The 23,913-nt window shown below is 37.1% G+C and carries 23 protein-coding genes and 1 tRNA gene; 8 read left to right on the top strand and 16 right to left on the bottom strand.

Annotated elements, in window-relative coordinates; genetic code table 11:
- Positions 1 to 125: 125 nt before the first annotated feature.
- Positions 126 to 947 carry an AraC family transcriptional regulator gene (locus GQR44_RS16140; RefSeq protein ID WP_166372728.1) on the bottom strand — a complete coding sequence of 274 codons (822 nt, stop codon included), beginning with the start codon at positions 945 to 947 and terminating at the stop codon, positions 126 to 128.
- Positions 948 to 1,097: 150 nt separating this feature from the next.
- Between GQR44_RS16140 and GQR44_RS16135 the strand changes: the two genes are divergently transcribed.
- On the top strand, positions 1,098 to 1,583 hold the full coding sequence (locus tag GQR44_RS16135; RefSeq protein ID WP_166372727.1) for a YHS domain-containing (seleno)protein: 486 nt from the start codon (positions 1,098 to 1,100) through the stop codon (positions 1,581 to 1,583).
- 300 nt (positions 1,584 to 1,883) lie between these two features.
- Here GQR44_RS16135 and GQR44_RS16125 read toward each other — a convergent pair whose 3' ends face one another.
- The 7 genes from GQR44_RS16125 to GQR44_RS16095 form a co-directional block, all read right to left on the bottom strand.
- On the bottom strand, positions 1,884 to 2,363 hold the full coding sequence (locus GQR44_RS16125) for a GNAT family N-acetyltransferase (protein ID WP_205963103.1): 480 nt from the start codon (positions 2,361 to 2,363) through the stop codon (positions 1,884 to 1,886).
- A 48-nt stretch (positions 2,364 to 2,411) separates the two neighbouring features.
- A complete protein-coding gene (locus GQR44_RS16120) occupies positions 2,412 to 3,650 on the bottom strand; it encodes a hypothetical protein (RefSeq protein ID WP_166372726.1) in 1,239 nt (412 codons plus the stop codon).
- A gap of 291 nt (positions 3,651 to 3,941) precedes the next feature.
- Positions 3,942 to 4,760, bottom strand: coding sequence for a MetQ/NlpA family lipoprotein (locus GQR44_RS16115; RefSeq protein WP_166372725.1), 819 nt, complete (start codon positions 4,758 to 4,760; stop codon positions 3,942 to 3,944).
- A 55-nt stretch (positions 4,761 to 4,815) separates the two neighbouring features.
- A complete protein-coding gene (locus GQR44_RS16110; RefSeq protein WP_166372724.1) occupies positions 4,816 to 5,502 on the bottom strand; it encodes a methionine ABC transporter permease in 687 nt (228 codons plus the stop codon).
- Positions 5,492 to 6,526: a methionine ABC transporter ATP-binding protein MetN gene (gene metN / locus GQR44_RS16105; protein ID WP_166372723.1), complete on the bottom strand. Its 1,035-nt coding sequence runs from the start codon at positions 6,524 to 6,526 to the stop codon at positions 5,492 to 5,494. Before metN ends, GQR44_RS16110 begins: the two co-directional genes overlap by 11 nt.
- A 484-nt stretch (positions 6,527 to 7,010) precedes the next feature.
- Entirely contained in the window at positions 7,011 to 7,694 is a 684-nt protein-coding gene (locus GQR44_RS16100; protein WP_166372722.1) for a PEP-CTERM sorting domain-containing protein, read from the bottom strand.
- A gap of 268 nt (positions 7,695 to 7,962) precedes the next feature.
- Complete coding sequence (locus GQR44_RS16095) at positions 7,963 to 8,844, bottom strand: LysR family transcriptional regulator (RefSeq protein WP_166372721.1); 882 nt, start codon at positions 8,842 to 8,844, stop codon at positions 7,963 to 7,965.
- Between the two features lie 107 nt (positions 8,845 to 8,951).
- On the opposite strand from GQR44_RS16095, the gene GQR44_RS16090 reads away from it, so the two are divergent.
- A complete protein-coding gene (locus GQR44_RS16090) occupies positions 8,952 to 9,254 on the top strand; it encodes an antibiotic biosynthesis monooxygenase (protein WP_166372720.1) in 303 nt (100 codons plus the stop codon).
- A gap of 2 nt (positions 9,255 to 9,256) precedes the next feature.
- Positions 9,257 to 10,261, top strand: a complete 1,005-nt coding sequence (locus GQR44_RS16085) for a Gfo/Idh/MocA family oxidoreductase (RefSeq protein ID WP_166372719.1) — start codon at positions 9,257 to 9,259, stop codon at positions 10,259 to 10,261.
- Positions 10,262 to 10,528: 267 nt separating this feature from the next.
- Here the strand turns inward: GQR44_RS16085 and GQR44_RS16080 are convergent, their stop codons facing one another.
- Both GQR44_RS16080 and GQR44_RS16075 read right to left on the bottom strand, forming a co-directional pair.
- A complete protein-coding gene (locus GQR44_RS16080) occupies positions 10,529 to 10,876 on the bottom strand; it encodes a hypothetical protein (RefSeq protein WP_166372718.1) in 348 nt (115 codons plus the stop codon).
- 1,160 nt (positions 10,877 to 12,036) lie between these two features.
- Positions 12,037 to 12,570 carry a tyrosine-type recombinase/integrase gene (locus tag GQR44_RS16075; RefSeq protein WP_205963105.1) on the bottom strand — a complete coding sequence of 178 codons (534 nt, stop codon included), beginning with the start codon at positions 12,568 to 12,570 and terminating at the stop codon, positions 12,037 to 12,039.
- 13 nt (positions 12,571 to 12,583) lie between these two features.
- Here GQR44_RS16075 and GQR44_RS19995 point away from each other — a divergent pair, with 13 nt between their 5' ends.
- Entirely contained in the window at positions 12,584 to 12,706 is a 123-nt protein-coding gene (locus tag GQR44_RS19995; protein WP_277344395.1) for a hypothetical protein, read from the top strand.
- Here GQR44_RS19995 and GQR44_RS16070 read toward each other — a convergent pair.
- The 4 genes from GQR44_RS16070 to GQR44_RS16055 all read right to left on the bottom strand — a co-directional run bounded on the left by GQR44_RS16070 (position 12,703) and on the right by GQR44_RS16055 (position 15,190).
- Complete coding sequence (locus GQR44_RS16070) at positions 12,703 to 13,254, bottom strand: Arm DNA-binding domain-containing protein (protein WP_166372717.1); 552 nt, start codon at positions 13,252 to 13,254, stop codon at positions 12,703 to 12,705. The genes GQR44_RS19995 and GQR44_RS16070 overlap by 4 nt on opposite strands.
- A gap of 127 nt (positions 13,255 to 13,381) precedes the next feature.
- The gene (locus GQR44_RS16065; protein ID WP_240923688.1) at positions 13,382 to 14,020 is read right to left on the bottom strand and encodes a PEP-CTERM sorting domain-containing protein; all 639 of its coding nucleotides are present in this window, start codon (positions 14,018 to 14,020) and stop codon (positions 13,382 to 13,384) included.
- 500 nt (positions 14,021 to 14,520) lie between these two features.
- Entirely contained in the window at positions 14,521 to 14,994 is a 474-nt protein-coding gene (locus tag GQR44_RS16060) for a hypothetical protein (protein ID WP_205963102.1), read from the bottom strand.
- A gap of 111 nt (positions 14,995 to 15,105) precedes the next feature.
- Positions 15,106 to 15,190 (bottom strand) — tRNA-Leu (locus tag GQR44_RS16055).
- A 358-nt stretch (positions 15,191 to 15,548) separates the two neighbouring features.
- Between GQR44_RS16055 and GQR44_RS16050 the strand changes: the two genes are divergently transcribed.
- Complete coding sequence (locus GQR44_RS16050; RefSeq protein ID WP_166372716.1) at positions 15,549 to 16,109, top strand: RDD family protein; 561 nt, start codon at positions 15,549 to 15,551, stop codon at positions 16,107 to 16,109.
- 391 nt (positions 16,110 to 16,500) lie between these two features.
- On the opposite strand, the gene lptG is transcribed toward GQR44_RS16050, so the two are convergent.
- Together lptG and lptF are read right to left on the bottom strand one after the other, a co-directional pair.
- Positions 16,501 to 17,565, bottom strand: coding sequence for an LPS export ABC transporter permease LptG (gene lptG, locus GQR44_RS16045; protein WP_166372715.1), 1,065 nt, complete (start codon positions 17,563 to 17,565; stop codon positions 16,501 to 16,503).
- The gene (lptF, locus tag GQR44_RS16040) at positions 17,566 to 18,678 is read right to left on the bottom strand and encodes an LPS export ABC transporter permease LptF (RefSeq protein WP_166372714.1); all 1,113 of its coding nucleotides are present in this window, start codon (positions 18,676 to 18,678) and stop codon (positions 17,566 to 17,568) included. It lies immediately after the preceding gene.
- A gap of 186 nt (positions 18,679 to 18,864) precedes the next feature.
- On the opposite strand from lptF, the gene pepA reads away from it, so the two are divergent.
- Genes pepA through GQR44_RS16025 form a run of 3 tightly spaced genes read left to right on the top strand, consistent with a single transcriptional unit; the run spans position 18,865 to position 23,758 of the window.
- Entirely contained in the window at positions 18,865 to 20,379 is a 1,515-nt protein-coding gene (gene pepA / locus GQR44_RS16035; protein WP_166372713.1) for a leucyl aminopeptidase, read from the top strand.
- A 32-nt stretch (positions 20,380 to 20,411) separates the two neighbouring features.
- A complete protein-coding gene (locus tag GQR44_RS16030) occupies positions 20,412 to 20,900 on the top strand; it encodes a DNA polymerase III subunit chi (protein ID WP_166372712.1) in 489 nt (162 codons plus the stop codon).
- Positions 20,900 to 23,758, top strand: coding sequence for a valine--tRNA ligase (locus GQR44_RS16025; protein WP_166372753.1), 2,859 nt, complete (start codon positions 20,900 to 20,902; stop codon positions 23,756 to 23,758). The genes GQR44_RS16030 and GQR44_RS16025 overlap by 1 nt, the downstream gene beginning before the upstream one ends.
- Positions 23,759 to 23,913 lie beyond the last annotated feature (155 nt).

Here is a 23,913-nt window from a genome sequence, read left to right as displayed (position 1 = left end):
TAATTGTTATTAAAAAATAGAGTAGCCTGAGGTTACTCTATTTTTTTTACATTCTACTATTTCCTACACTCCACTATTTTTCACACTCTATTTAGTTTCCACAACTCTACTTTTCATCCTAACAATCATTTCCTTTGCTCAAGCCATTGTTTGGGAGACATCCCCTGCTTTTTCCTAAACACACGTGCAAGTGCAGAACCATCCTCATAACCCACCGCATTAGCGACTAAGGCAACAGACTTATTTTGCTTTAATAATGTTTTAGCAACAATAATTCGCCAATCAATTACATAGTCTCCAGGACTCTGGCCAACAATACGTTTAAATAACTCAGAAAACTTAGAGCGGGACATTAATGCCATTTCCGCCATCTCATCTAACCCCCATTGTCGTTCTGGCGCTTCTTGAATTGCGAGGATCACTTTAGATAAGTGTGGATGAGACAATCCAGCTAACAAGCCATGATCCATTATATTATTGCTCAATACATGCCTAAGAATATAGATAATAAAAATATCTGTCAGGGCATTGATCATCGGTAATCGCCCACATCTGTTTTCAAACGCCTCTTCAAATAACCCTAATGAAGTCTGTTTTATTTTTGGGCAGTCATCGAGATTAAAATGCAGCAATGTAGGCAAGGCTTCGGCTATCGGATTAGATGTTGCTTCATTATAAATAACATTGGCACACACCAATTTTGGAGGGTTATCGGGATCACCAACTATGCGATGAGTATGCGGAGAAGGAATAAAGAGCACAGTTGGCTTATTAAAGCGCAGTGACTTTCCTTGTTCATCAATAAGGGTTAACTCCCCGGATTGTAGAAGATGTAAATGGCCTTGATTTAATTGTTTATCGAAATGACTAATACCACACAAATTTCCAGTAAAAAAGACTTCTGTATTCATCGAAAATCGTTTCAATATGATTGAAAGCTGATCCATGTTGATTCTCTCCGCGACCATTTTGGACGATTGGGGGCAAAACATGGACTATGTCATCCCTTTGATTAGATTAAAAGCCTTATATTATTTGCCAAGCCAGATTGAATCCTGACTTAACACCAGCTTGTTATTATAAAATGGAGAAATAAAATGACACTTTCATCACTAATCAAATCAACACTAGTAAGCTCTGCGTTATTAGTAAGCAGCCTAAGTTTTGCAGCAAACATTGAAGTGAATGCAAACAATAATGACCTTGCTATAAAGGGGTATGACACTGTCTCGTACTTTACTGATGGCTCTCCCACTAAAGGCTCAGATAAATATACAGCGGCTTACAATGGCGCTATCTATCATTTCTCAAGTGCCGATAATCGAGACCTATTTAAAGCCACACCTGCTAAGTATGCTCCACAATATGGTGGCTTTTGTGCGATGGGTGTTGCCATGAATCAGAAGTTTGATACTGACCCAACGGCATGGCATATCAAAGGCGATAAATTATATTTAAACCTTAACAAAGACGTTCAAAAACAATGGTTAAAAGATGTACCAGGATTCCTTGAAACAGCTCAAGTGAATTGGACTGGTATTAAAGGCTTAACAGAAGAGCAAATAGAAAAAATAAACGAATAATATTCTCTCCTAGATTCGCATAATAAGAGCAATTACTAACATCTTAAGCGAGACTTTAACCATGAAGATTAACCATGAAATAACTAACAGCTAGCGATGATCTTGAGCAGCGATTATCAGAACATGAGTATTCATTGCTGTTTTTAGTGTTCCATGGTGTGGGCCTTGTAAATCAATGACACCTGTTATTGAGAATGTATCAAATGCATGCACCAACGAGTCAACTTGATCAAAGTTGATGTTGATGCCTACCGTGTCGCTATCAAATCTGAAATTTGATAGCGATTAAATAATAATGCACTACTTCTTGGTATTCACGTTTCTAGCAATCATTAATACTTCATCATCGGAATATAAGTTTGTAATCGTAGTTTCAATTTCTGCTCCTAAGATACTTTTATACAGCTGCTGTGCAAAATTATCGGCACGCGTTGTCACTAAAATATGCTTTAAGGTTGAGCCATTTAATGAAAGATGGTTATTTACTAAAGCAAGTGACTCAGTAATTAATTGACGACCAACCCCTTGATTTTGAAAGTTAGGTGAAACAGCTAATTGCTCAAGTTCAATAACGGCTTGCGGGCGAAAACCACTTTTTTGAATCCAAATAATATACCCGAGGATTTTACCCTCTTTTTCTGCCACAAAATTTAAGAGTCGAGGAAACGCATTGAAATTACACTGTATCCATTGCAATGAATTTTGTTGCCTTACAAAGGTTAATCTATGGATCTCAGCGGCATTTTCTAAATCTGTTTTTTCCATTAATCTAACTTTCATAAAGCCTCCTAATAGGAAATAAAAACCAACGACTCAACACCATTACGGTTATTTAATTTTATCTGTTAAAGCAGAAAACTCTTTTTGCATTTGAATATTATTAAATGGCACTAACTCAGGTGCTTGCATCGCCATTATTTTATCGAATAACTGACTGCTGTCGTTAATGAAATTGCTAACTTGAGATGACATAGTGACAGTATTTAAAGTATTAACCGCTAGCGTATAATCCTCCATCAACAAGCTATGTGCTCGAGACATATTATTGACATCACCTTGCATACTGCGCTTATATAATTTGATTGCCTGTAACGTTGTATTCTGGCTTTTTAAATTTAAAGCATACATTTTCTTGTGCGTTGAAGAGGCATTATTTAGCTGTTTTTTAGTGGTTTTTATCAGGCTATTTTGCTTGTTTTGTAGCTCATCGATACGTGGAATATACTTGTATTTTAAATCGGCAATATAACGTTCCTGAATATAAAGTTGTAACTCTAATAACACCACATACATGCTGTAATATTTTTTAGCATGATTCAGATCTTCACCTGAGTTTGCAGTTATCTTAGCAAAAGAGCTCGCCATTTCAGCCACTACAGGGAAAATGGTGGTCATTGCTAAAATATCATCTGCATTGACACGTACTAATAGTGCCTCAACCTGCTGCAATGAAAGCTCAGTCCCAAATTTTTCAAGACGAGATTGTACCGTTTCAATCATTTTCTCTCTATTTTGTTGGTACTCTTGTATCTCATCTTCATATTGTTGCTGTTTTTGTAATGCGTCTTTTTTCTCTGTTCCAATTAAGATAATAGCTTTTGATTTTTGCTCAGAAGCTTTTTCTTGAAGCGCTAAAATAGAGGCATCAATATCAGCAATATTGTTATTCGCATCCAACACTATATCGTCATTTAATATGCCATAAACATCATGTAATAACTGATCAATATCTTCTTGATAAGCTGCTTTGTTCTTTTTAAAGAAAGCACTTTCCGGCGCCGAAGACTTCTCTTCTTTAACTTCAATAATATCAACAAACCTATCTTCAACTTTATCCCATGATGTGATGGCTTTTTGCTTAGCGGCAGGAAGACTCAATAAGTCATTGTTACCATTATTGCTACCATTATTGTCATCATCACCTCCCATTACATCTGCATAAAGCGTTGTACTAGTATTTTTCACAGAGTCCCAGCCATTGGCGACAGATTCTTTCCAGTCAGCCTGCACCGTGAATGAAACTGCTGAAGCGGCGATAAAGCAGAGAAACACAACGCTTTTTTTCATCTTATTAATTCCTTCGGTCTTTCTTCGTATGACATATCGAACAGCATATATTAAATGTGCTAAAACGAATTTAATCAATTGAGTTTTGTTCTTATTACTTGAATTCAAGATCAACAAAAGTAATCAAATATAATACTTAAATGTATCCTATATTCACACTTTCGGTTTTTATTTTAAATGGAGAAGATACAAGCAGGATATAGGAAAAATGTGAATAGCGGATATAAAAAAAGGTATTAAGCTGGGCTTAATACCTTTTTAATCAATTTACGAATAGGCTATAAAAAGTGATTACCAACCTTTAACAGCGCCACCTTTAAAGATTTCAGTTGCCGCATCAAATACAACATCTGTTTGATATGCTTTAACAAAATTTTGTACATTCTCTGATTGAACATTATCAGCACGTGCAACAATCAAGTTTACGTATGGAGAGTCTTTATCTTCAACAAAAAGACCATCATGCTCAGGAGAAAGGTCGATCGAGCTAGCGTAAGTTGTGTTGATGATAGCAAGGCTAACATCATCCAATGAGCGTGGTAATTGCGCAGCTTCTAACTCAATTATTTGTAGATTTTTTTCACTACTAACAATATCCAATACTGTTGCTTTCAGGCCAACACCTTCTTTAAGTGTTAACAAACCTTGCTTCTCTAATAAGATTAAAGAGCGACCTAGGTTAGTTGGATCACTTGGCACTGCAATTTGGTCACCATCTTTTAATTCGTCTAATGATTTGATTTTGTTTGAGTAACCAGCGATTGGATAAACTAATGTATTTCCTGCAACAGCAAACTTGTAACCACGGTCAGTGATTTGTTGATCCAAGTAAGGCTTGTGTTGGAATGCATTCACATCAATTGAACCTTCTTCTAGTGCTGCATTTGGCGTAATGTAGTCAGAGAAAGTGACTAACTTAACTTCTAGACCAAACTTTTCTTTAGCTACTTTAGCGGCAACCTCGGCTACCTGTGCTTCTGCACCAGCAATAACACCGATAGTAATTTTATCATTATCAACTGCGACGACTTCTTTTTCTCCACAACCTGCTAATGCAAAGATTGATGCAAAACCTAAAACGGCTAATACTTTTTTGATATTAAAATTCATATATTTTCCTTTGAATGTAACTTACTTTTTAGAGTTAATAGTTAAGAATAAAAATTTAACGATGATCAACACGCTTAACAAGATGATCGCCCAGTGATTGAATCATTTGTACCAAGATAACTAAGATAACAATGGTGATCATCATTACCGTCGCATCAAAACGTTGATAGCCATAACGAATACCTACATCACCAAGACCACCACCACCAACGGTACCAGCCATTGCCGAGTAACCCACTAAGGTTACTAGCGTGATAGTGACGGCATTTATGATGCCGGGTAATGCTTCTGGCAATAATACCTTTTTAATGATTTGCATCGGTTTTGCGCCCATCGCTTGAGCAGCCTCAACTAGACCTGATGGCACTTCTAATAGCGCACCTTCAACCAGACGAGCAATAAAAGGAATGGCACCGATAGTCAATGGCACAATCGCTGCAGCAGTACCAATCGATGAACCAACTATAAAACGAGTTACCGGAATAAGCGCAACCAATAGAATAATAAATGGAATAGAACGGCCAATATTAACCACTATGCCTAAAATTTTATTCATGGTGGTATTTTCTAACAAACCGTTCTTTTTACTTAAGTGTAATAGCACACCTAGCGGAATACCCACAGCAAAACCAATGAAACCAGAGGTAAATACCATCACTATGGTTTCCCATAAAGAGTCCACTAATAACTCAATTAAACGGGTGTTTTCTGTCCACCATGTTATCACTGCATTAAATGACATAACCTAACACCTCTAGTTCAATTTTTTGTTCTTTTAAATATTCGATTGCTTTATTCGCACAAGCTTCAGGGCCAATGAATTCCGCTAACATAAGACCAAACTTAACCCCACCAACGTAATCCATATTTGAGCTTAAGATACTAATATCAATATCAAACTCTCGTGCAACATGGCTTATTACTGGAGCATCGACGGAAGCACCTGTAAATTCTAAACGAATCAATGGGTAGCTATTTTCAGTGCGTGTAGCCTGTAAGCGCGCTTCGTAATCAGCAGGTATTGATAAGTCTAATGTTGAACGAATAAAGTCACGTGCAAGGTCTGTTTTTGGGTGTGCAAAGATGTCACCTACAGTACCGTTTTCAACTAATTTACCATCACCAATAATTGCCACTTCTTGGCAAATACCTTTTACTACGGCCATTTCGTGGGTGATCAGCAAAATAGTTAGGTTTAATTCTTCATTAATTTTGCGTAATAACTCTAAAATAGAAATCGTTGTAGCAGGATCTAAGGCACTAGTTGCTTCATCACATAGCAATACTTTCGGATCAGAAGCCAACGCTCTGGCAATTGCAACACGCTGTTTTTGGCCACCACTTAAGTTCGCGGGGTAAACATCACGTTTATCTGCCAAGCCAACAAGCTCTAATAAATCTTCAACTTTACTTTTAATTGTACTTTTTGCTACACCAGCCAGCTCAAGTGGCAACGCAACATTATTAAAAACAGTACGAGATGAAAGCAAGTTAAAGTGCTGGAAAATCATACCTATTTTACGACGAGTTTGTGTCAACTCTTGCTCAGATAAAGTCGTTAAATCGACGCCATCAACAATAACTTGCCCTGAAGTTGGACGCTCTAACAAGTTCACACAGCGTATTAGAGTACTTTTACCTGCGCCAGATGAGCCTATTACACCAAAAATAGTACCTTGTTCTATGGTGAGATTAATATCAGACAGTGCGTTAATCGCCTTGTTGCCTTGATAAAATACCTTGTTTACATTTTTTATTTCTATCATCAGATTTCCTGAAATTAATCGGGTGTTACGTTTTGTTGGATCAATAGAGACTGTGATCTACATCGTAATTACCAGTGCATACTAAGCCATCTAGACGTCTAAAGCAATTAATGATTAATAGCAAATTCATATATTTCATACACAAACTGCTGACACTCGATTCACTTACTCAATAATGCTTAAATTATGATCAAATATAAGTTGCTTTTACTTAACCTAAACGAAGTAATATATACCTTAGACTTAATCGAATGGTCTCGTTTTAACAGGGTCGTTAATACAATAAGGGGAAAGGTTAACCTAATAAGAAGGAGATATTAAGTCGATTAGATTCAAATGACTCAGCTCACTTTTTACACTATGACTTTAGCAATGCATAGACAGACTAAAAGTAGAGGATTATGTAGGATAAAAAGTAGAGCAAAAAAAACACCATAGGCAAGCTATAGTGTTTCTCTAAATATATAAACTTTAACGGTTTAAATTATTTTTTAAAGCGACGTACGCCAAAACCTAATAATCCAAGCGCTAGAATTGCTGAAGTTGCGGGTGCAGGAACATCTACAACAGAGAAGTTAACTAAAGCTACTTCTTGTCCATTTGCAGAACTAGTACCACCACCAATCCAACGAACTTGTAGTTCATCACCAGCCGCTGCAGCCGTTGTATTGAACGCAAAGCTGTTAAATGTCCATTCTTCGGTTGTTAATACAGACTCAAGTACACCTGATAAAGTTGTGTTTTGTGTTACGTTAAACACTTCTACACTTGCACCATCTGAACTTTTACGAGCGCCGCCAAAAAACGTCAACAAACCTTCTTGATCTGCTGTTATCGCTGAATCTAAAGTAAATGTAGCAGTTAAAGTCACATTACCTTGGTCATCATTAACTTCAATAGCACCAGGGATATTAATTTCTGCTGTTGTTGCATCATTATCATGATCATAGGTGCCACTCATCCCACGAGGAGAAGCACTTTGTGATTGATACACTTCAAAACCATTACCACTTGTGTCTGACCAAGTAACATTAGTAGAATTAATCAGTGACGAACTACCACCGCTGAAATCTTCAGAAAAAATAACGCCTGCGTTAGCAACATTAATAAGGCAGCTTGCAGAAAGTAAAGCACCAGCAGCTGTTAACTTAGTAAAAATATGTTTCATTTATTCTCCTTTTTAAAACCAATCCTTTAATTACTTTTACGTATTGATAAGAAATGACCTTATACTCATTTTTGATTATATTTCAGTCGCATTATAGATCATTACAATACCTTAGCAAGGCCGTATGCCCTTTATACATTGTTTTTTCAAAGTCTGTATTTATTGCCAAGGTAAGTCTATAACTAGCAATGGCATTGTATTAAGACGACGAATATTGCTTTAAATAAGCCGGAGATACCCAGCATTGAGGGTGGTAAGATTATTACGCTTATGTTTTTTTCATCGATGCTAAAATAAATTCAATCATTGTGCGTATCTTTAATGAGGGGGATTTACTCTTATATAAAACATTAACAGCCATTGTCGGCGGTATATGATCTTTTAAAATCTCAATTAACTCACCGCTGGCTAACTCGTCCTGTAATAGCAACATTGGCTGTAACAGAATCCCAGTTCCTTTTAAGGCAGCTACTTTTAGTGCTAGTCCGCTGTTCGAAGTCAAACGAGTATGTTGTCGATCAAAAGCCTGTGTATCTATTCTTAAGGCAACATTTGCTTGAATATGATCATAACTAAAACCTAAACATTGATGATTAATGAGATCACCTAAACATTGAGGTACCTGATGTTTAGCAAGATACTTAGGAGAAGCACAGTAGAGCAATTGATAATCTGCTATTTTTCGTGCAATAAGTGAGGAATTAACAAGTTCACCGATACGAATAACTACATCTACTTGCTCGTGTAATGGATCAATTAAACGATTGTCTAACATCAGCTCAATATTAATATCAGGATATACCTGCAAAAAATCCGCAAGGATAGGTGCTAAGATGATATTGCCAAAAGTAACTGGTGAATTAATTCGCACCGTGCCTTTGGGTTTATTCTCTAATCGTTGCAAACTATTTTCAGCTTCCGCAATATCATCCAAAATACGAGTACATTCTAAATAATAAATTTGTCCGGCCTCGGTAAGAGATTGCCTACGAGTTGTTCGATTAAGCAGTTTAGTACCTAAATGTTGCTCCAAATACTTAATATGTTTACCGATCATCGTCGCCGTTACAGAAAAATTAACCGCTGCTGCTGCAAAACTACCGTGTTGGGCAACATAAACAAATACTTGCATACTCTTTAATCTATCCACATTAACAACCTATAGTTAGCAAACAACAAACCGAATGGTCGTTTATCAACCTGAAATAGTCAATTATTATTAATTGTATTATTTCCCTCATTGATTAGGAGTACCTTATGTTTAAGCAAGGTTTGTTCATTACAGCGGAGTTGCGCATTAAAGACGAAAGCGATCTCAATACTGCCATCACGGCGATTCATACTTTTTGTGAAGGTATGAATAGCGAGCCAGGGTGCTCAATGGCAGTTGCATTACAAGATAAAGAAGATCCTCGTCGTTATATTTTTTGGGAACGCTATGACCACCAACAAGCTTTTGAGCAACATTTTAATGCCAAGCATACTCAAGAATTTATTCAATCAGGATTAACTGAGTTAGTGCAAGCTTTTGAAAGCAAATTATTAACAACGGAGAAATAACCATGAAAAAAACACTCAACTGGGGAATGTTAGGCACTAGCTTTATTTCTGCAGAAATGGCTGATGCCATCATTAAAGAAGGTCATACTCGCCTTTATTCCGTTGCAGGTCGCTCCGTTGCAACATTGAATGAATTTGCAAATAAATATGATATTAAAAATACATTCACCGATTTTGATGCGCTGATTAATGATCCACAAGTTGATATTATTTATATCGCCCTACCTAATCACCTACATCATGAATACGTTATAAAAGCGGCAAATGCAGGCAAAGCGGTATTGTGTGAAAAGTCATTATCAATTGATATGGAAAAAACACACGCTGCGCTGGCTGCAGTGAGTGAAAATAATACGTTTTTTGTTGAAGGCCTGATGTACCTGACACACCCTTTTACTCGTGCGATTGCAGAAACTATTAAAGAGGGAGCAATCGGAGAAATAAAATCGATTAGTGCTCAATACTGCGCTGCTATTGAACAATTTGTTAATCCTAATAGTAAAGGTGCTCTTTATAATTTAGGCTGTTACCCTGCATCTTTAATGCATTTATTAATCAAACAACAATTTACTAGTGAAGTTAGCGATAACTATCAGATAAACGCTTTCGGAAAGCGAGGCAGTGATGGCAACGTTTGTGAATCAGCTGCAACCATTCAATATTCAAATGGCATTACTTGCCAATTACACACCGCTGAAAATTATGGGTTACATGCTGCATTTACCGTACTTGGTAGTGAAGGCAGCTTAGTATTAAACTCTAACCCATGGTTGCCTGATGCTAAAGGTAATAGCTTTGCAATAACAAAATATGAACAAGAAAGTGAAGTTATCAGCGTCGAAGCAGACGGGAACGGTTTTTTATATCAAGTCAGATTAATTCGTGAAGCTTTAGAGAAAGGCCATAAAAATCTGCAATGGCCAGCTGCAACACCACAAGACTCAGAACAGATAATGAAATTATTAACCAATTGGGAAGCTGCAACTTTAACCACTTTAGATCAATAGCAGCCACAGCTTAACTTACTAATAATGTTTAATAACCTATACCCACTGTCGTTTCAATTTAAAATTACTATTGATTGGCAGTGTGTATAGAATAACGGTTCTCAGGCAACGAACATAATGATTAAGAATGCATATTAGACTGGCGAAAGTGAATTCAACACCTTAATGTCCAACACTCCTGTACATGGATATACTTTCACAGAGTATGAGCCAAGCCCTCAGACAGTTATCAGATTGATTGAAGATCCAAGTCGCTTCATTAAAAAATCATACTTTTAATTTTTTGGGTAAAGAAAAATTAGCAAAGATAATTAAACCAGCACCAAAGAATAAAGACAGCATAGATAATCCAACTCTAGCATGGCTAATATAACCAACCGTTAATAATAAAATGCCAATAACAACTAACCCCACTCCAACAGTTAAAAATAACCTTGGATAACGACCTAAAAGAGAAACATTATGTTTTCTAGTCGCTGAACCAAGGTATTGCTGATGTTTTACTGTTTTACGTTTGTGCTTTTTAGCCGACATAACTAACGCTCCTGTACTCAACTCATCCAAACTCATTTTCTTTTGTGTCAGCATCAATGGACTAATCGGGGTATGAATCATAGCGTGACTCAAGGTATAGCCTATTGTTTTGTATTGTTTTTATATCAAAATGAATGATAAATTAACAATACATTTTGCTAACAATGGCATAATACGAAATAGATGATTATTGAATACGGAGTTAAGTCACATATTTAAATTAACCTTAAATTTAAAAAGTTTTTATTCTATTAATAACATTTAGCATTAACGCTACTTTCAATCTCAATGCAGTTATAAATAAAATTTTGGACCTATTGCTCTTGGTAACCCATTTATAAATTATTCTTTATAAATGATTATTTTTTATTAAAAACTTACCCATCGGACTTAGGTTCAAGCAGATTCAATATTGAAGTACCATTTTATCTATTTAATAAACAAATCACTCCACCATAAAAATGTGATTCAAATCACATTTATTGTTGTTTTTTCATTCTCAACCAATATAATGATGATGTAAATCACATTTATTGGAGAATTAACATGAAACAAAAAATTATTAATACTGCTCGAGAAATTGCTGGAATATTTCTAATGTTTACAGCTGCCGCAGCCGTTGTTTTATTACAAATAACAACTTGGATTTAATCGAGCAATTGCTCGATTATTATCTGACTTACTCTCTTGACGCTGAATTTTTTATTGTAATACCAGCTTTCAATGATACGCATCCCTGCTGAGCAGGCTTTTACAATAGCCTTCAAACATCACACCTAACTCTTGACTTCGAAAAATATCTTGAACCTCTTATAAAACCCAAGCCTCTAATTTAAAAAATTTTAGTTATTATTAACATCTTCATTAATTATTATTAATGCCTTGAATGGCTGAAAGCCCAATACTCCACATCACAGAACGATTATTTATCTGATAGATTGTGAATGCTAAATTGAAAACACGAACAAAAGTCAATTCTCTAGAGAAATATTTAATGAAGAATAGTAGGCGTTATTAAACTGATTTTATTACTGAGTGCTAGCCTCATAAAAAATACCGGTCAGTAATGTAGATTAGAAAAGTAGTAATAGGGATTATAAAAACTGAAAGAAATGTTGAGGGAAATATTAATAAAGTCATAGAAATAACAAAGCCCCAACTAAAAACTCCTGCATAAGGGCTTTATTATTGAGGGTATGGTTAATGGATTACCTTCTATTAATATCTACTTATTAACTTCATTATTTCGGTAATGATGATACAGAGCTTAATGACTCTGCGGTTATCATATTTGAAATACGTGCGGAGGTTTCACGCTGTTTCCCTTCCGATAACTTGGCATAACGCAACGTACTTTCAATGCTTCGATGATTAAGCAACTTCTGTACGGAACTAATATCAACGCCATTCGAGATCAAGTTACTTGCTACAGAATGTAGTGCTGTATGTAAAAGCACTAACTCAGGTGTATCGATGTGAGCGACTTTCTTAATGATATCGAATGCATGATGGGGTCTACCAATACATCGATTTTTAAACCGGCCGATAAAGATATAAGGATTATCTGAAAGCCTAGGTAGCTTTTTGATTATATCCATCATTAATTCTGATAAATATAATATGTGATAGGTGCCATTCTTAGTACGCGGTATTTTCAGTGTTTTATTAATAATATCTAAGTCATCCCATTTACGCTCTCTAAGCTCTGATTCACGGCAACCAAGTAGAAATAGCAAAGCAATGAATGAACCCGTGTAAGTATTCTCATATTGCAGCGCGGCATCAATAATGCGTTTAGTTTCTTCAATATCGCATTATCTAGTACGTGCATTATTCTCCGGCAGTAATGATACTTTTTCAGATACGTTAGGAATATCGAGCAATTTATTTGCAAGCTTACCGATGGTTTAAATAAGCGCTAATACGCGGTTACAGGTCGCTGCTGAATATACTTTTCGCTTATTACATTGGTTCAATGTCTCGCTCATATTGAGGTGCAATTGCATTACCTGATGAGTAGATAATTCATCGTAAGGGATATTTTTAATACTTCCGCAGTGGTTATTAAACCGCGATAAATCGTCATTCCATGTACGCTTGCGTTTTTTAGCCAGAGGTAGGTACGTATTGTTGAAGAACTCAGATACTGTGGGCAATAATACTTTGGCATTACGTTCAACTTTTGGGTTGATACCCTCTGCAAGTTGAGTTTTATACTTGCGTGCTATTTTTCTAGCTGTTGATAGGTCGATATCAGGAAAAGCGCCTATTGCAATTGATGCTTTCTTACCTTGGAACCGATAGCGTAGGAGGAATCGCTTAGAGCCATTCTTACCTGATAATAGCTTTAAGCCTGTAACTTCTGTATCGGAGTATTCTTTTTCTGTTGATGGGGATTTTTTATCATTGGGTGGGATTTGTTTGATGTTTGCTGTGGTGAGTTTTAGTTTGGTTTGCATGGTGGATTACCTCAAATGAATAAGATAATTTATTAATATCTGCTTGAAGATGAGGTGGTTACGGGAGATGCGAGATGGAAGGGAATATTGGCTACTAAATATAGTTAATAACCAATCTAAAAGTTAATCAAGATTTTTGACGACGACTAAAGCAAAATCCAGCAAGAGCGAGACCAAGTAATGCTATAGACGCAGGCTCTGGAACAGCCGCAGTATTGTATGATAGTGTCACTTCCACATAGTTTGGAACGCCAAAAAGACCTACGCTTCCCGCCAAATCAACAAAGATATTCGCTGCACCATCAGCTAAAATAGCATCTAATGAAGCGGAACTAAGAGCGTAAGTTTTTTGGAATTCTATATTTCCTAAAGCCTGAAATAAGTTAACAAAATCAAACGGTCCACCTACACCATTAGAGGCATTGACAAAGCCACCAACTTCCGATATAGAAACAACATTATCAACATTCCATGCAAGAGTCTCATTGGTTCCACCATCAAAATCCCCTTGAGCATGAAGAACAAAGCTAGCACCCGTTCCATCTGAAGCAGATAGGCCAGTAAAATTAAAATTGAAATCTTGGCCATCAACAGTCTGGTTTTGAATCCCATTTAAAGTAATCAAATCTGCATGAGCTGCTCCTGCAAACAAGAAAACAAATAACACCAAAAATTTTTTCATAATATATTTCCTTCTATCTGTAATAGTTATAAAGGTAACAGCAACAGTCATGCCAAGCATGTAATCCATTATTTTAATAGCCATTTATTTGAATTTTCTCATATCATCATTTGAAAGTGCAAAATTTACTGACACATTTATTGACACCTAACATTTTATTTAAATAGCTGATGGATTAGTTTCGAATTTACATAATAAAAGTACTCGCAGTTCTCACCCCCTCCCTTCCCTATACAATCAATGAATTACATAAAAAGAGGCTTTTATTCTCATTCAGAATCGCGAGTTATTATGGAGATAAAAGAAAGCCCTATACAGTGTTAAAATTTTCGACACTTACCAAAGAAGAGAATTCAAAAAAATAGAAAAAGAAAAATGGACATCCACGAATTAAGCGCAGATAAGCAAGTCAGCCAAGCCTTTTAGCAAAATAAGGAGGGAGATATCAAAAGTATCATTGACTTTAGTCTATAGGCCGGTATTTTTTGCGTATTAAGGTCCCGCTCAATGTACCTTTTTCTAGCTAATAATATTGTAGCTTCTGATTTAGATTCATTGCCATATCAGATAGATTCTGAATACAATCACGAACCATAAACAAATATAATATGAATGCCTTTTACGGGATTGTAATCTATATCAAATTCATCAGACAAATAGGCATACAAAGAGCCTATCGCAGCTTTATATCTATTCAATGTTGCAGGAGCCTTTTCGTTAGATAGAGCCTTTAGCTCTTCTTTAATTTGTTGGCGTGTAACTTTACCAACAGGCTTGTCACCAAATATAGAAGTCCAATACTTTAAACGTTGCTGTTTACTTGGGTCTTTTCCGGTATCTTGATCTAGGAGTTTTGTAACAGCTTCAGAAAAAATTAAAGTGGTTAAAATATGATTTGTTAAACTATTAGCAAGATCATTATCCACCAGCAATAACGCTTCAAATTTTTGAGCATCTTTTTTTATTTTGAATGATTTAGATATACGTTTACCTTCTCGCATAAACTCTACGCGATAAGTTGTATTTTTTTTGCCCTTACGAGCTTGAAGAGTTGCCATTGTATTTCCTTTTACGCCAAATTACGCCAAAAACGTAACTGAATATCAGGAAACAAAACTATGTTGACTTGTAACTTATCTTTAACTAGTTGACTAGACTAGGAAAAGAAATGGTGCCCGAGGACGGACTTGAACCGTCACTCCTCTCGGAAACGGATTTTGAATCCGTCGCGTCTACCAATTTCACCACTCGGGCTGAGTTGAGAAAGGATTATACCTGTGCATTATCCACAAACAAGCATTTTCATTCGTAAAAGGTGCAAGCGCTCAAAAACCAATCAATTCAATGCTAAATACCTTAGGATAGAATCAAAAAGCCTCTTCTAATCTCCATCAATGTCTAAAAATAAGCCCTAATTCCAATCAGATCCGCATTCATTTACATTTACCGCTTCAATTGAGGTTTTTCCAAAGTAGTAAAAAGAACCTGATACTTTAACTTACTGATATTAAATTACATTATGTTATTTCAGCACTAAGCAGGTTAAATAAATAAAATGCCAAGCGATGAGTCATTTGATACACTCTTTTTTCACATCGTTAAGGAGAACATCATGGCCAAGGGTAATCATAAAAAGTCACCGCAGTTGAGTTTAGCTGAGCAATATCAAGCTTGTGAACGCGCATCGTTCTTTAAACGTTTTGGTGCTTACCTTTATGATCTTTTTGCACTTGCTGCAGTATTAATGTTAGCGACGGTGATAGCTCTGCTAGCTGTAGTAGTCGCTAATAAATTAGCATTGATTGATTTAAGTTTATATCAAGATACGGCTGATTATTTAGGTCATAGCATGATTTTTCTGGCTTATTTGAGTGCGGTTATTATCGGATTTTATTGTTATTTTTGGAGTCAGGCTGGTCAAACCATTGGCATGAAAGCTTGGCGTTTACGAGTCCAAAATAGTGACGGTAGCAATATCAGTTTCACGCAATCTGTGATCAGATTATCTACTTCTGCTTTTGGTTTAGGCAATATCATGGCATTGCTAAAAGATCGTAATGCTTTCCAAGACTTATGGGCAGAATGTGAAGTAGTCACACTTAGTAAAGAATTAAATAATTGGAAAGGTTTTAAAGGCATGGCCTTTATGGATGAGAAAGAAGAGTCAAAATAGCTTTTCTAAACCACCTCGATTACAACGAACTTTAGTTAAACAACATGTTTATTTAAAGTTCGTATCTGCAATACTATTCAAAAAAACAAGTAGCTAACCAGCAATGCTGAAGAAGATCACCAAAGTAAAAACGGAGCTCAAACTGAATCGTATAACCTTTTAACCGACTATTATATTAACAAGTAACACTTAAAAAATCACTTGTAAAATAGCTACTTAAGAGCTAATTTGATTACCTCTATTGAACCCGAAGCCTATAACGATGCCTATTTTAGATCGATAAATTAAACCTTAGGTTCAAATAAAAATCATAACTCTAAAAATATTTTCACTTATAGCTCATAGATACAGATCATAGGCATAGGCGATAAAAGAGCGCTTACATTAATGGTTAACTTTGTTTTCGTAATAAATACATCGCAATGGTTAATACTAATATACTAGGTAACAGCGCGCCTAGAATAGGTGGCAGGCCAAATACTAAGCTAGCGGGTCCAAATAACTCGCCAGAAACATGGAATGCAAAGCCGCTGGCAATGCCAAATATTAAACGAGTCCCCATGGCAACGGTTCTTAACCCACCAAAAATAAACGAGACTGACAATAACATCATCACCACGACGGTAAATGGTAATACAGCTTTACGCCAAAAAGTAAGCCAGTAGCGGCTTGCATCTTGCTCATTGGTTTCTAGATAGTTGATATAACTATAGATATCTTGCATCGACATTTTATCGGGCTCACTAATAATAACCTCTAATTTTTTAGGTGTTAAATCCGTTTCCCAAATATAAGCGACCAACTTTTCAACTGTTGTTTTATCGTCAAAAAAGTTAGTTTTACTAACGCCTTGTAATAACCAAGATCCCTGTTGATAAAACGCTCTGTTAGCCAGGATGGCATAGTCGAGGGTTAAATCTTTAGTGAAAAAATACAGTTGCACGTTATATAACTCAGCTTTGCTATTCATTCGCCCAATACTGACAAATGAGTCTGCATCTTTCGCCCAGATACCATATTTATTTTCTACTCGCTCGGAGCCATTTCTTAACTGGTCGCGCATAAAATAAGCTTCTTTATCGGTTTTAGGCGCGACAAACTCTCCCAAGAGCATGACCGCAATAACCATTGGGATTGCAGTTTTTAATACCGATGATGCGATTCTAAACTTAGACATACCCGCAGCTTGCATAACCACCAGCTCACTACTACTAGCTAAAGAGCCTAAACCAATTAAGGCGCCAATTAATGCTGCCATCGGGAAAAATAGGGCAATTTCTACTGGCATTTTTAGTAACACAAAATAAGCTGCAGAAAGGACATCGTAATCACCTTTGCCGACGCTTTTCATCTGCTCAACAAATTTGATGATGCTACTTAAACCGATTAATACAAATAAGCTTAAAAATGTCGCTGCAAAAATAGTCCGACCAATGTATCTATCTAAAATGCCCATTTATTTATCCGCCTGCTGTGTTAACTTAATCGCTTTCGTTTTTTTAGGCTTAATATTGAATTTACCTATTGTTTGTAAATGCAACACAACCCCAATAGCGAAGAACAGAATTTGTACGGCCCATATGCCAAAGTAAGGAATGGTACCTTCTTCGATCATACTTTTGGCTGCACTTAATAATAAGAAGAAGGTTAAGTATAATGCTAATGCAGGCAATAGTTTTGCATAACGTCCTTGGCGAGGATTAACCTTAGCCATCGGTACTGCCATGAAAGTGATTAGTAGAATAGAGACAGGAATAGCAATACGCCATTGTAATTCAGCTTGTGAGCGCGCATCTTTCATACCAATTAGTTGACTAGTAGGTAACGCTTCTACACCACGTTTTTTACTTTCAACTTCCGCATTCACAATATGTACTTGGTAAGTTGAGAATTGTGTATTTTCAAATTCGTTATCACCAACGATACCCGCATAACGCTGACCATTTTTTAAGGTTAACCAAGTGCCATCTTTTTTATCTTCCACTTGCCCTGTTTTGGCAGTGATCACAGATGGCGATATGTCGTTTTCTTTTGGCCAGTGGGCAGCAAACACATTAATTAAATTTTTACCTTCTGCATATTTTTCAACATACACAACACCACCGTTGCCAGACGATTTATGAAAACGCCCTTCGATTAAGGTTGCAGTGCCAGCATTAGACTCAGCTTCTTCGATCACTGTCATCATTTGATCTTCAGCTGTGGGTGCTAAATATAAACTATTGAAACTTGCAAAAACAAAGGTTAACAATGATAACGCTAATGTTGCTTTGAGTACTTTGTTAGGACTATATCCGCAAGAAGTTAGCGCCACCATTTCACTTTCGCTGTGTAAGCGGCCATGTGCAAATAGGATCGCGAGATAAAAGCTGATCGGCAACATCAAAGTGCCTAACGTGGGTAAATTCAAATATAAAACAGTTAAAACTAAGTCTGCCGGGATCACGCCATTGATGGCTTGAGCGAGAATAGTAATAAATTTTTGACTGACGAATATTAAGATTAAAACAAAGAGGACGCCAACTTGGCTTTTAAATGTTTCTAACATTAAATAACGAAGAATTATCAAGCTGATCTCCAGTGTAAAATAAGATGCTACAAAAGACGGTAAAATAGTGGATTAAGCAATCAATTTCGGTAAAATTGCTATTTTAGTAAGTTTATATTACGTTTCAAGATCCACAATGGCTTATGATAACTGCATTTTTACGAAAATAGCACAGTTAATCTCAATATAATCGTTTTAAGGATACATATGGAATTTCTAGTTAAAAGTGGTAGCCCAGAAAAACAACGCAGTGCATGCATTGTTGTTGGTGTCTTCGAACCTCGTCGTTTATCACACGCTGCTGAAGTATTAGATGAAATCAGCGAAGGTTATTTAAGTGCATTATTACGCCGTGGTGACATCGAAGGTAAAGTAGGACAAGTGTTATTTTTACACCATGTCCCTAATGTATTAAGTGAGCGCGTCTTATTAGTTGGCTGCGGTAAAGAACGAGAGCTAACTGAAACGCAATACAAGCAAATTATAGAAAAAACCATCACTACTTTAAATGATACAGGTGCATTAGAAGCGGTTTGTTTCTTATCAGAGTTACATATCAAAGGCCGCGATAGCTATTGGGCGGTTCGTCAGGCAGTAGAAGCAACACAAGATAGTTTATACAGCTTTGACCAATTCAAAACGACTAAAGACAGTGCGCGTCGTCCATTACGTAAACTGACCTTTAATATTCCAAGTCGCAAAGAATTAGCGCGTGCCGAACTTGCATTACAACATGGAATGGCCGTTGCTGCTGGTATGAAGCTATGTAAAGATTTAGCTAACATGCCTCCTAATATTTGTACTCCTTTATATTTAAGCCAACAAGCACAAGAGTTGGATCAACGTTTTGACAAAATCACTACCGACGTTGTTGATACTGAGCAAATGCAAGCGTTGGGCATGAATAGTTATTTGGCTGTAGCACAAGGTTCTGCGAACCCTGCTTATATGTCAGTGATTAATTACCAAGGCGGTCCTACAGACCAAAAGCCTATTGTCTTAGTCGGTAAAGGGTTAACCTTTGACTCAGGCGGTATTTCATTAAAACCAGGCGCAGGCATGGATGAAATGAAATACGATATGGGCGGCGCAGCATCAGTATTTGGTGCACTACAGGCTATCGCACAGTTGGATCTTCCGATTAATGTCATTGGTGTGATTGCTGGTGCTGAAAATATGCCATCAAGTAAAGCTTACCGCCCTGGTGATATCTTAACCACCATGTCGGGACAAACTGTTGAAGTATTAAATACCGATGCCGAAGGCCGTTTAGTATTGTGTGATGCATTAACCTATGTTGAACGCTTTAATCCTGAATGTGTTGTGGATATTGCGACCTTAACTGGTGCATGTATCATGGCCTTAGGTCATAACATCAGTGCATTAATGAGCCCTCATAAAGGCTTGGTGCATGAGATATTAAGTGCTTCCAACCAATCTGCCGATAAAGCTTGGCAACTACCAATGGATGATGAGTACCAAAAGCAGTTAGATAGTCCATTTGCAGATATGGCTAATATTGGTGGTCGTCCTGCAGGTTCAATTACTGCCGCTTGCTTCTTATCGCGCTTTACTAAGGCTTACACTTGGGCACATTTGGATATCGCGGGTACAGCGTGGCGTTCAGGTGCTAACAAAGGGGCTACCGGTCGCCCTGTTTCATTACTTACGCAGTTTGTGATCAATCGTAGTGAACAAGAATCAGCGGAACTCGACGCGTAAATGCACATGATAAAAAAAAGCATGGGTCTATAATGAGCCAAGTCCTCTTTTATATACATGCAGAAGATGGCCCGACGGCGATAACTGATGCAAGTTTGCCAGCACATTTTGCGCAAGCTTGCCAGCTCGCGGCTTATTATTATCAGCAAAATAAAAAAGTATTTATTTATACTGAAAACCAGCAGGATGCATTTACTGTTGATGAATATTTGTGGCAATTTGATGGCGATAGTTTTGTGCCACATAATTTGATAGGTGAAGGACCACGTTATGGTTCACCTGTCGAAATTAGTTGGCTGGCACCACAGCACCCGCGTGCTGTATTGATTAATCTCAGCCAAAACATTCCGGAGTTTAATCTAAACTTCCAACAAATTATTGATTTTGTGCCAGCACAAGAGCAGTTAAAAATTAATGCGCGAGTGCGCTATAGTGCTTATAAAAAATTAGGCCACACCCTATCTACTCAAGATGTGTTAAACACATCTCAAGAGTCCACTAACCAGACAGAAGATAAATGATGGAAAAGACATACAACCCGAGTGCGATTGAGCAAAAAAATTACCAAACATGGGAAGAAAAAGGTTATTTCAAACCACATGGTGATACTGATAAAGAGAGTTTCTGTATCATGATCCCGCCCCCAAATGTTACGGGTAGTTTACACATGGGACATGCTTTCCAAGATACGATCATGGACACATTGATCCGTTACCAACGTATGCAAGGTAAAAATACACTTTGGCAAATGGGAACGGACCACGCAGGTATTGCGACGCAAATGGTCGTTGAGCGTAAACTTTTTGCAGAAACAGGCCAAACACGTAAAGAGTTAGGTCGTGAAACATTTATCGATAAAATCTGGGATTGGAAAGCAGAGTCAGGTGGCAATATTTCGCGTCAAATGCGCCGTTTAGGAACTTCTGTGGATTGGGACCGTGAACGTTTTACCATGGATGATGGCCTTTCTGAAGCGGTTAAAAAAACCTTTGTTGATTTATACAATGACGATTTGATCTACCGTGGTAAGCGCTTAGTTAACTGGGATCCTAAATTACATACTGCGATTTCTGATCTAGAAGTAGAAAACAAAGATGTTAAAGGTTTTATGTGGCATTTCCGTTATCCATTAGCAAACGGTGTAAAAACAGCAGATGGTAAAGATTACATTGTTGTGGCGACTACTCGTCCTGAAACAGTATTAGGTGATACCGGTGTTGCCGTTAATCCAGAAGATCCTCGTTACAAAAATCTCATTGGTAAAACGATTCTATTACCTTTTGTTAACCGTGAAATTCCAATTCTAGGCGATGAACATGCCGATATGGATAAAGGTACAGGCTGTGTAAAAATTACACCTGCACATGACTTTAATGACTATGAAGTGGGTAAACGTAACAAACTACCTATGATCAACGTATTGACCTTTGATGCATGTATTCGTGAAAGCGCTGAAGTATTTAATACCAACGGTGAAAAGAGTGATGATTACCCAAGTGATTTACCAGCACAATTCCAAGGTTTAACCCGTGAAGCTGCCCGTAAATTAGTCGTTAGTGAGTTAGATGCATTAGGTTTATTAGAAGAAGTTAAAGATCACGATTTAACAGTACCTTACGGCGACCGTGGCGGTGTAGTGATTGAACCAATGTTAACAGATCAATGGTATGTACGTGTTGCTCCGCTGGCTAAAACAGCTACTGAAGCAGTAGCAAACGGTGATATTAAATTTGTTCCACAACAATATGAGAATATGTACAACTCATGGATGAATGACCTTAATGACTGGTGTATCTCTCGTCAACTATGGTGGGGTCACCGCATTCCAGCTTGGTACGATGAAGCAGGTAAAGTTTATGTTGGCCATGATGAAGCTGCAGTTCGTGCAGAACATAATTTAGATGATAGCGTTGTATTAAGCCAAGATGACGATGTGTTAGATACTTGGTTCTCTTCTGGTTTATGGACGTTCTCTACACTAGGTTGGCCAAACCAAACCATGGATCTCAAAACCTTCCACTCTACTGATGTATTGGTAACGGGTTTTGATATTATTTTCTTCTGGGTTGCGCGTATGATCATGATGACCATGCACTTTATGAAGAATGAAGATGGTACGCCACAGGTACCATTCAAAACCGTTTATGTGACCGGGCTTATCCGTGATGAAAATGGCGATAAAATGTCTAAATCTAAAGGTAATGTATTAGATCCTTTAGATATGATTGATGGGTTAGATCTTGAAAGCTTAGTGACTAAACGTACTGGTAACATGATGCAACCACAACTTGCAAAGAAAATCGAAAAAGACACTCGTAAAACCTTCGCTAATGGTATTGAGGCACACGGTACCGATGCACTACGTTTCACACTAGCAGCAATGGCATCAACGGGTCGTGATATCAACTGGGATATGAATCGTCTTGAAGGTTACCGTAATTTCTGTAACAAGTTATGGAATGCAAGCCGTTATGTATTAATGGATGCAGAAGAGCAAGACTTTGGTTTTGGTGATAACAAAGCAATGCAATTTAGCCTTGCAGATCGTTGGATCCAAGGTCAATTACAAAATATGATCAAAGAATTCCGTCAAGCATTAGATACTTATCGTTTCGATATTGCAGCCAATATTTTATACGATTTTATCTGGAATGAATTCTGTGGTTGGTATTTAGAATTAACCAAACCTGTTTTATTCAAAGGAAGTGAAGAGGAGCAACGTGGTACACGTAATACATTAATCAATGTATTAGAAACGTTATTACGTGTTGCACACCCAATGCTACCGTTTATGACCGAAGAGATTTGGCAACGAGTTAAAGCAATCACCGGACAAGGTGGTGATACCATCATGCTTGAAGCTTACCCAGAATATGATGCCGCACAGGTTGATGAACAAGCTGTTGCTGATCTTGAGTGGGTTAAGAAAGTGATTGATGCGGTTCGTAACATTCGTGGTGAAATGGATATTAGCCCGAAAGTGCCACTTAACGTGTTAGTGAAAAATGCAAGTGCAGAAGATACGCGTCGCTTTGCTGATAACGAAGCTTTCTTGGGTGCATTAGCAAAATTAGAAACCGTTACCTTTGTTGCGGAAGGCAAAGAAACACCGGCTTCCGTTACTGCACTAGTGGGTGAATTAGAATTATTGATCCCGATGGCTGGTTTGATTGATGCTGAAGCTGAGCTAGCACGTCTAGCGAAGCAGCTCGAAAAAGCGAAAAAAGAGTTAGATAAAGTATCAGGCAAACTCAGTAACGAGCGTTTCGTTAGTAATGCACCTGAAGCGGTTATTATTAAAGAAAAAGCAAAGCAGTCTGAATACCAAACAACCTGTGACAAGTTGAATGCACAAATTGAGATAATTAAAGCATTGTAATACTAATCGCTATCATCCTATGATATTGGTTCAACATAAATAATAAAAAGGGAGCTTGGAATAAGCTCCCTTTTTTATGTCGCTATTTTTAATAGCAATCCTTATTTATGCAGCACTTTTTCAAACAGATTTGTCTATCTAGAGTTATAAATTAT

The organism is Psychromonas sp. SA13A, from assembly GCF_011378715.1.
Classification (GTDB): Bacteria; Pseudomonadota; Gammaproteobacteria; order Enterobacterales; family Psychromonadaceae; genus Psychromonas.
Note: the sequence above shows the minus strand (reverse complement) of the source record. Positions and strands in the feature narration are given on the sequence as shown.

Bases quoted from the DNA above. Each gene is read 5' to 3' on its own strand.
- GQR44_RS16085 (WP_166372719.1), top strand. From the start codon at position 9,257: ATGAAAAAAACACTCAACTGGGGAATGTTAGGCACTAGCTTTATTTCT.
- GQR44_RS16065 (WP_240923688.1), bottom strand. From the start codon at position 14,020: ATGGCTATTAAAATAATGGATTACATGCTTGGCATGACTGTTGCTGTT.
- GQR44_RS16025 (WP_166372753.1), top strand. From the start codon at position 20,900: ATGGAAAAGACATACAACCCGAGTGCGATTGAGCAAAAAAATTACCAA.
- GQR44_RS16050 (WP_166372716.1), top strand. From the start codon at position 15,549: ATGGCCAAGGGTAATCATAAAAAGTCACCGCAGTTGAGTTTAGCTGAG.
- GQR44_RS16125 (WP_205963103.1), bottom strand. From the start codon at position 2,363: ATGAAAGTTAGATTAATGGAAAAAACAGATTTAGAAAATGCCGCTGAG.
- GQR44_RS16140 (WP_166372728.1), bottom strand. From the start codon at position 947: ATGGATCAGCTTTCAATCATATTGAAACGATTTTCGATGAATACAGAA.
- GQR44_RS16080 (WP_166372718.1), bottom strand. From the start codon at position 10,876: ATGATTCATACCCCGATTAGTCCATTGATGCTGACACAAAAGAAAATG.
- GQR44_RS16030 (WP_166372712.1), top strand. From the start codon at position 20,412: ATGAGCCAAGTCCTCTTTTATATACATGCAGAAGATGGCCCGACGGCG.
- GQR44_RS16110 (WP_166372724.1), bottom strand. From the start codon at position 5,502: ATGTCATTTAATGCAGTGATAACATGGTGGACAGAAAACACCCGTTTA.
- GQR44_RS16115 (WP_166372725.1), bottom strand. From the start codon at position 4,760: ATGAATTTTAATATCAAAAAAGTATTAGCCGTTTTAGGTTTTGCATCA.
- GQR44_RS16100 (WP_166372722.1), bottom strand. From the start codon at position 7,694: ATGAAACATATTTTTACTAAGTTAACAGCTGCTGGTGCTTTACTTTCT.
- GQR44_RS19995 (WP_277344395.1), top strand. From the start codon at position 12,584: ATGCGTTTAGTTTCTTCAATATCGCATTATCTAGTACGTGCATTATTC.
- metN (WP_166372723.1), bottom strand. From the start codon at position 6,526: ATGATAGAAATAAAAAATGTAAACAAGGTATTTTATCAAGGCAACAAG.
- GQR44_RS16135 (WP_166372727.1), top strand. From the start codon at position 1,098: ATGACACTTTCATCACTAATCAAATCAACACTAGTAAGCTCTGCGTTA.
- lptG (WP_166372715.1), bottom strand. From the start codon at position 17,565: ATGGGCATTTTAGATAGATACATTGGTCGGACTATTTTTGCAGCGACA.
- GQR44_RS16070 (WP_166372717.1), bottom strand. From the start codon at position 13,254: ATGCAAACCAAACTAAAACTCACCACAGCAAACATCAAACAAATCCCA.
- GQR44_RS16060 (WP_205963102.1), bottom strand. From the start codon at position 14,994: ATGGCAACTCTTCAAGCTCGTAAGGGCAAAAAAAATACAACTTATCGC.
- GQR44_RS16120 (WP_166372726.1), bottom strand. From the start codon at position 3,650: ATGAAAAAAAGCGTTGTGTTTCTCTGCTTTATCGCCGCTTCAGCAGTT.
- pepA (WP_166372713.1), top strand. From the start codon at position 18,865: ATGGAATTTCTAGTTAAAAGTGGTAGCCCAGAAAAACAACGCAGTGCA.
- GQR44_RS16090 (WP_166372720.1), top strand. From the start codon at position 8,952: ATGTTTAAGCAAGGTTTGTTCATTACAGCGGAGTTGCGCATTAAAGAC.